The following is a 6,446-nucleotide window of genomic DNA, read 5'->3' as shown; positions in this document are numbered from 1 at the left end:
GCGCAGCATCGGCAAGCCCAAGGCCGATGTGCTGCTCGTGGTGTCGGCGGCATCGCCCGAGCGGTAGTACCGCCCCCCGTCATTGCGAGGTCATTCGCAAAAACAAAGACGCCGGCCTGATCACTCAGACCGGCGCTCTCTTATTCAAACCTGCCCGCCGCAGCGGCGCCGGTTACTCCTTCTTGTCGATGTTCCAGAACACCGGAGTGGCGGCGCCCGGCAGCACGCCGGTCAGCGACTTCCGCCATATGCTGGGGATCCGGTATTCGCCAAGCGGCAGATACGCGACCTGCTCGAGCGCACGGGCCTGGACTTCCGCAGCGGCAGCCTTCTGTTCCGCAGGCGTCGCTGCGCGCGCATACTTGTCGCGCAGTTCTTCGATCTTGGCGTCCTCGAACCATCCGAACCAGCCGCCATTCTTGCCGCGGCCCGACGTCGAGACGTTGGAAACCGGATTGAGAATGTCAGCAGCGACCCAATTGGTGAAGAACATGTTCCAGCCGCCCTCCTTGACGGGCTTCTGGCTGGCGCGGCGCGTCACCACGGTCTGCCAGTCGGTGGCTTGCACTTCGACCTTGAAGCCGGCATCGCGCAGAAGCTGCGCTGCAACGATCGGCTGCGCCTTTAGCGACGACACGTCGGTCGGCGCCATGATGACTACGGGCGTGCCATCGTAACCGGAATCGGCCAGCGCCTTCTTGGCTTCCGCCATGCCGCTGCCCTTGACCATGGTTTCCGAACCGACGTCGGTGTCATTCGGCGTGCCGCAGCCGAACATGGCACCGCAGATCTTCATGTAGTCGGGATTACCAACCAGCGCATCGAGCACCGGCTTCTGGTTCATCGCGAGGAACGCTGCGCGGCGGACCTTGATGTTGTCGAAGGGAGGCAACAAGAAGTTCATGCGGCCCAGCGTCTGGTAACCGAGCTCGTTCAGAACCTCGATCTTGAGGTCCTTGTCCTTGGTAAGAATCGGCAGCAGGTCGTAGGGACCGTTTTCCATGAAATCGATGTCGCCGGACTGCAGTGCGTTCACCGCTGTCTGCGCATCGGGCATCGTGATCCATTCGACGCGATCGACCTTGACGACCTTGCCGCCCGCCGCCCAGCTCGGCGGTTCGGAGCGCGGCACGTAATCCTTGTTCTTCTCATAGACAGCCTTCACGCCCGGCTGGAATTCGGCCTGCACGAACTTGAACGGACCGGAGCCAATCTGCTCCGGGATGGCCTTGCCGGCGGGCGTTTCGGCGAGACGCTTCGGCATCATGAACGGCACCAGCGACGACGGCTTGGCAATCGAGTCGAGCACGAGGCCGTAGGGCTCCTTCAGTGTCAGCACGATGGTCTTCGCGTCCGGCGCCTCAATGCTCTTGGTGAAGTCCATGAGCTTCTGGCCCATGCCGTCGTTGCGGCCCCAGCGTTGCAGCGATGCGACGCAATCTTCCGCGGTGACCGGCTTGCCGTCGTGCCACTTCAGACTATCGCGCAGCGTGAAGGTGTAGACCAGCTTGTCGTCGGAGACCTTGAACTCCGCCATCTGCGGCTGGACCTTGAAATTCGCATCCATTGCCAGCAGCGTATCGTACACCATGTAACCGTGATCACGCACGATATAGGCTGTGGTGATGCCGGGATCGAGCACGCGCAAGTCGGAATGCATCACTGCGGTGATGGTCTTGCCGGCCGCCAACGCGGGCGAAGAGAGTGACGGCAGCGCCAGCGCAATTGCGAGGGCTACGCCCGGCAGCGTCAATTTCGTGAAGGCCGCAGAACGCTGCCAACGTGACATGTAGGACATTCGATCTCTCCTGACTTGAAACTGACCATCGGTCGATGATTGCTTGTGCAACGCGATAGAAATTTAGGCGCGACCACGCGTTGCCTTTATCTTTTAGACATCAAAGACTTGCATCAAGCGTGATGCGCGTCAATCGGGTTTTCCACGCGCTACATCCACATCCTGCAGAATGCATTCCAATGCACGTCGTCAATTTGCAAAGGAGATTGCCTGCTGCTGCCAAGTCACACACGGCATGCTCGACCTCGCTGCGCGCGACATGGCAATCATGGGTGCGACCATCGAACGCATCGCTCGTGGAGAGGTCATTCGCAAAAACAAAAACGCCGGCCTGATCACTCAGGCCGGCGTTTGTTACTTCACACAGACCGCCGCAGCGGTGCCGGGTTAGTCCTTCTTGTCGATATTCCAGAACATCGGAATGGCAGCGCCCTGGGTGACGCCGGTTAGCGAGGTGCGCCAGATGCTCGGCACCTTGTATTCGCCGAGCGGGATGTAGATCACCTTGTCATAGATTTCCTTCTGGATCTCGGCGGCGAGCTTCTTCTGCTCTTCCGGCGTGGTCGCGCGCGCATATTTGTCGCGCAGTACTTCCAGCTCGGCATCTTCGCTCCAGCCGAACCAGCCGCCATTGCTCTTGCCGCGGCCGGAGGTCGCGACATTGCTGATGGGATTGAGAATGTCGGCACCGACCCAGTTCGAGAAGAACATGTTCCAGCCGCCTTCCTTTATGGGCTTCTGGCTCGGACGACGGCTGAGCACCGTTTGCCAATCGGTGGCCTGCACTTCGACCTTGAAGCCGGCATTGCGGAGCAGTTGCGCCGCAACGATCGGCTGCGCCTTCAACGTGGTCACGTCGGTCGGCGCCATGATCACCACCGGCGTGCCGTCATAACCGGCCTCGGCGAGCAGCTTCTTGGCTTCCTCGACGCCATTGCCCTTCACAAGGCTTTCCGAACCGACATCCGTCGCATTCGGCGTGTCGCAACCGAACACCGCGCCGCAGACCTTGTAATATTTGGCATCGCCGACCAGCGCATCCAGCACCGGCTTCTGGCTCATGGCCAGGAATGCGGCACGGCGAAGCTTCGGATTGTCGAAGGGCGGGTTGAGGAAGTTCATGCGGCCGAAGGTCTGGAAGCCCAGAGGGTTGAGCACTTCAATCTTAAGCTCCGGATCCTTCGCCAGGACCGGCAGCAGGTCGTATGGACCATTTTCCATGAAGTCGATGTCACCCGACTGCAGCGCATTCACCGCGGTCTGTGCATCGGGCATGGTGATCCATTCGACGCGATCGACCTTCACCACCTTGCCGCCGGCCTGCCAGTCGGTCGGCTCGGAACGCGGCTTGTAGTCCTTGAATTTCTCGTAGACCGCCTTCACGCCGGGCTGGAATTCAGCCTGCACGAACTTGAACGGACCCGAACCGATCTGCTCGGAAATCGCCTTCCCTGCCGGCGTTTCGGCGAGACGCTTCGGCATCATGAACGGCACCAGCGACGACGGCTTGGCGATGGAGTCGAGCACGAGGCCGTAGGGCTCCTTCAGCGTCAGCACGATGGTCTTGGCGTCGGGTGCCTCGATGCTCTTGGTGAAGTCCATGAGCTTCTGGCCCATGCCGTCATTGCGGCCCCAGCGCTTCAGCGACGCCACGCAATCCTCGGCGGTGACCGGCGCGCCGTCATGCCACTTCAGGCCGTCACGCAACGTGAATGTATAGACAAGCTTGTCGTCGGAGACCTTCCAGTCGGCCATCTGCGGCTTGATCTCGTATTTCGAGTTCATGCCGAGCAGCGTATCGTAAACCATATAGCCGTGGTCGCGGACAATATAGCCGGTCGTGATGCCGGGATCGAGCACGCGCAAATCGGAATGCATCACTGCGGTGATGGTCTTGCCGGCAGCATGCGCGGGCGACGACAGCACCGGCAGCGCGAGCGCAACGGCGACCGCCAGACCGGGCAGCGCAAATTTCGTGAAGGCCGCAGAATGCTGCCAACGTGACATGTAGGACACTCAAATCTCTCCTGACTGGAATCTGATCATCGATCGATGATCGATTATGCAACGCGATAGAATTTTAGGCGCCTTCGCGTATTGCCTTTATCATTTAGGCTTCAAGGACTTGGCATCAAGCGTGATGCGCGTCAATCGCGTTTTCCACGCGATACATCCACACGGTGTAGAATGCATTGCAATGCACATCGTCGATTTGCAAAGGCGATTGCGCTGCTGCTAAGTCATGCACGAATTCGCGCAATACGCAGATGCATCTTGCACCTGATAATTTGTGACAAAAATTCTCATCCAAGAGGAATGACTTGATGAACCCCGCCGAACTTCCGTTTGATCTCGAGAACATGTTGCAGGGCCTGCGCGCCTGGGTCGAATGCGAGAGCCCCACATGGGATGCGAACGCGGTTAACGGCATGCTCGATCTCGCGGCGCGCGATATGCAGATCATGGGTGCGACCATCGAGCGCATCGCGGGTCGTCAGGGATTCGGCGGCTGCGTCCGCGCACGTTTTCCACATCCGAAATTCGGCGAACCCGGCATCTTGATTGCGGGTCATATGGATACCGTTCATCCGGTCGGCACCAAAGAGATTCTGAAGTGGCGCCGCGAGGGCGAGCTTTGCTACGGCCCGGCGATCTGCGACATGAAGGGTGGGAATTACCTGTCGCTGGAAGCGATCCGCCAGCTCATGCGCATCTCCTACACGACACCGCTGCCGATCACTGTGCTGTTTACGCCCGACGAAGAAGTCGGCACGCCATCGACCCGCGACGTCATCGAAGCCGAGGCCGCGCGCAACAAATATGTGCTGGTGCCGGAGCCCGGCAGTGCGAATAATGGCGTCACCAGCGGACGCTATGCAATCGCCCGCTTCAATCTTGAAACCATCGGCCGGCCCAGCCATTCCGGCGCAACGCTATCGAACGGCCGTTCCGCGATTCGCGAAATGGCGAAGAAGATCGTGCAGATCGACGAGATGACAGGACCGGACTGCACCTTCAGCGTCGGCATCGTGCATGGCGGGCAATGGGTCAACTGCGTTGCCTCATCCTGCACCGGCGAAGCATTGAGCATGGCCAAGCGGCAGGAAGATCTCGACAAGGGTGTCGAGCGCATGCTCGCTCTCTCAGGCACTGAGAATGACGTGACGTTCAAGGTGACCCGCGGTGTCACCCGCCCGGTCTGGGAACCCAATGCGGGGACCATGGCCCTGTTTGAAAAGGCCAAGGCCATCAATGCGAGCCTCAAGCTGCCCGAACTGACCCATGGCAGCAAAGGCGGCGGCTCCGACGGTAATTTTACCGGCGCGATGGGCATCCCCACTCTCGACGGGCTCGGCGTTCACGGCGCCGATATGCACACGCTCAACGAATATATCGTTGCGCAGAGCCTTGTTGACCGTGGCCGCCTGATGGCGGGATTGCTGGCAACCCTCGATTAATGCAACCTCGCCCGGTTCGCGCCGCACATCGCATGGCGTGAACCGGGGGATGGCACAGGACTTGCTACCTTTACGTTTAAGTTTAGCGAACTTCGGGTTGAGGCAAGTTGCGACAGTGAATCAGCGTTTCTCGAAAAATCTGTGTTTCTCGCGGACAATGACGACCAAGAGCAGCGAGCCCGTGACGTTTCCGGTTGACCGACGCGGTCCAGTTACGTTCGATCAACACCACCACTAGGAAAGCGCCATGCTCGGATACCTCATTCGCCGGATTCTTGCGGCCATACCCGTTATGGGCGTGGTGGCCCTATTTGTCTTCCTGCTGCTTCGGCTGACGCCCGGCGATCCCGCTGCGATCATCGCCGGCGATAACGCGACGCCCGAACAGCTCGACCGTATCCGGACGCAGCTTGGGCTCAACGAACCGCTCTATACCCAGTTCTTCAGTTGGGTCTGGCGACTGATGCACGGTGACTTCGGTACCTCACTAATCTCCAACGTGCCCGTGCTGCAGATGGTCAACCAGCGTATCGAGCCGTCGCTGAGCATCGCGCTGAGCGTGATGATCCTATCGATCCTGGTCGCTGTCCCGCTCGGCGTCATCGCCGCCTGGAAGCATGGCACCTGGATCGATCGCTTCGTGATGGCGCTGTCGGTGATCGGCTTCTCGGTCCCTGTATTCATGATCGGTTACGTGCTGGTCCAGATCTTCGCGATCGAATTGCGTTGGGTGCCTGTGCAGGGCTTCCGCAGCATCACCCGCGGCTTCGGACCGTTCTTCGAACGCATCGTTCTTCCAGCCGTCGCGCTATCCTTTGTCTATGTCGCGCTGATCGCGCGCATGACTCGCGCGGCAATGCTCGGCGTGCTCGGCGAGGATTATGTCCGCACCGCCCGCGCCAAAGGTATCAACGAGGGTGGTGTGCTATTTCGCCATGCGTTGCGCAACGCCGCGGTGCCGGTCATTACGGTGATCGGCACCGGCTTCGCGCTGCTGATCTCCGGCGTCGTCGTTACCGAAAGCGTGTTCAATCTGCCCGGCATCGGTCGCTTGACGGTCGATGCGGTGCTGGCGCGCGATTTTCCCGTGATCCAGGCCATGATCCTTTTGACGTCGGGCGTTTATGTCGGGATCAATTTGCTGATCGACCTTGCCTACGCTCTGCTCGATCCCAGAATTCGTTACTAGG

At 59.9% G+C, this 6,446-nt stretch carries 5 protein-coding genes; 3 read left to right on the top strand and 2 right to left on the bottom strand.

The window, feature by feature from the left end; genetic code table 11:
• Window positions 1–172: 172 nt before the first annotated feature.
• A complete protein-coding gene (locus AB8A38_RS29675) occupies window positions 173–1,798 on the bottom strand; it encodes an ABC transporter substrate-binding protein (protein ID WP_439088435.1) in 1,626 nt (541 codons plus the stop codon).
• A gap of 235 nt (window positions 1,799–2,033) precedes the next feature.
• Here AB8A38_RS29675 and AB8A38_RS29670 point away from each other — a divergent pair, with 235 nt between their 5' ends.
• Complete coding sequence (locus AB8A38_RS29670) at window positions 2,034–2,189, top strand: hypothetical protein (RefSeq protein ID WP_439088434.1); 156 nt, start codon at window positions 2,034–2,036, stop codon at window positions 2,187–2,189.
• Here AB8A38_RS29670 and AB8A38_RS29665 read toward each other — a convergent pair.
• Complete coding sequence (locus AB8A38_RS29665; RefSeq protein ID WP_439088630.1) at window positions 2,186–3,805, bottom strand: ABC transporter substrate-binding protein; 1,620 nt, start codon at window positions 3,803–3,805, stop codon at window positions 2,186–2,188. The two genes, AB8A38_RS29670 and AB8A38_RS29665, sit on opposite strands and share 4 nt — an antisense overlap.
• A gap of 317 nt (window positions 3,806–4,122) precedes the next feature.
• On the opposite strand from AB8A38_RS29665, the gene AB8A38_RS29660 reads away from it, so the two are divergent.
• Both AB8A38_RS29660 and AB8A38_RS29655 read left to right on the top strand, forming a co-directional pair.
• Window positions 4,123–5,256 (top strand): M20/M25/M40 family metallo-hydrolase, encoded by a 1,134-nt coding sequence (locus AB8A38_RS29660; protein WP_439088433.1) that lies wholly within the window; start codon window positions 4,123–4,125, stop codon window positions 5,254–5,256.
• Between the two features lie 247 nt (window positions 5,257–5,503).
• Window positions 5,504–6,445: an ABC transporter permease gene (locus AB8A38_RS29655; RefSeq protein WP_439088432.1), complete on the top strand. Its 942-nt coding sequence runs from the start codon at window positions 5,504–5,506 to the stop codon at window positions 6,443–6,445.
• Window position 6,446 lies beyond the last annotated feature (1 nt).

Source organism: Tardiphaga sp. 839_C3_N1_4 (assembly GCF_051811045.1).
In the GTDB taxonomy this organism is placed as follows: Bacteria; Pseudomonadota; Alphaproteobacteria; order Rhizobiales; family Xanthobacteraceae; genus Tardiphaga.
The sequence above is the reverse complement of the archived record's forward strand: the minus strand, read 5'-3'. Positions and strand labels throughout refer to the sequence as shown.

What these genes read in the sequence shown, in the direction of transcription:
- AB8A38_RS29675 (WP_439088435.1), bottom strand. Translation starts at nt 1,798, where the DNA reads ATGTCCTACATGTCACGTTGGCAGCGTTCTGCGGCCTTCACGAAATTG.
- AB8A38_RS29670 (WP_439088434.1), top strand. Translation starts at nt 2,034, where the DNA reads ATGCTCGACCTCGCTGCGCGCGACATGGCAATCATGGGTGCGACCATC.
- AB8A38_RS29665 (WP_439088630.1), bottom strand. Translation starts at nt 3,805, where the DNA reads ATGTCACGTTGGCAGCATTCTGCGGCCTTCACGAAATTTGCGCTGCCC.
- AB8A38_RS29660 (WP_439088433.1), top strand. Translation starts at nt 4,123, where the DNA reads ATGAACCCCGCCGAACTTCCGTTTGATCTCGAGAACATGTTGCAGGGC.
- AB8A38_RS29655 (WP_439088432.1), top strand. Translation starts at nt 5,504, where the DNA reads ATGCTCGGATACCTCATTCGCCGGATTCTTGCGGCCATACCCGTTATG.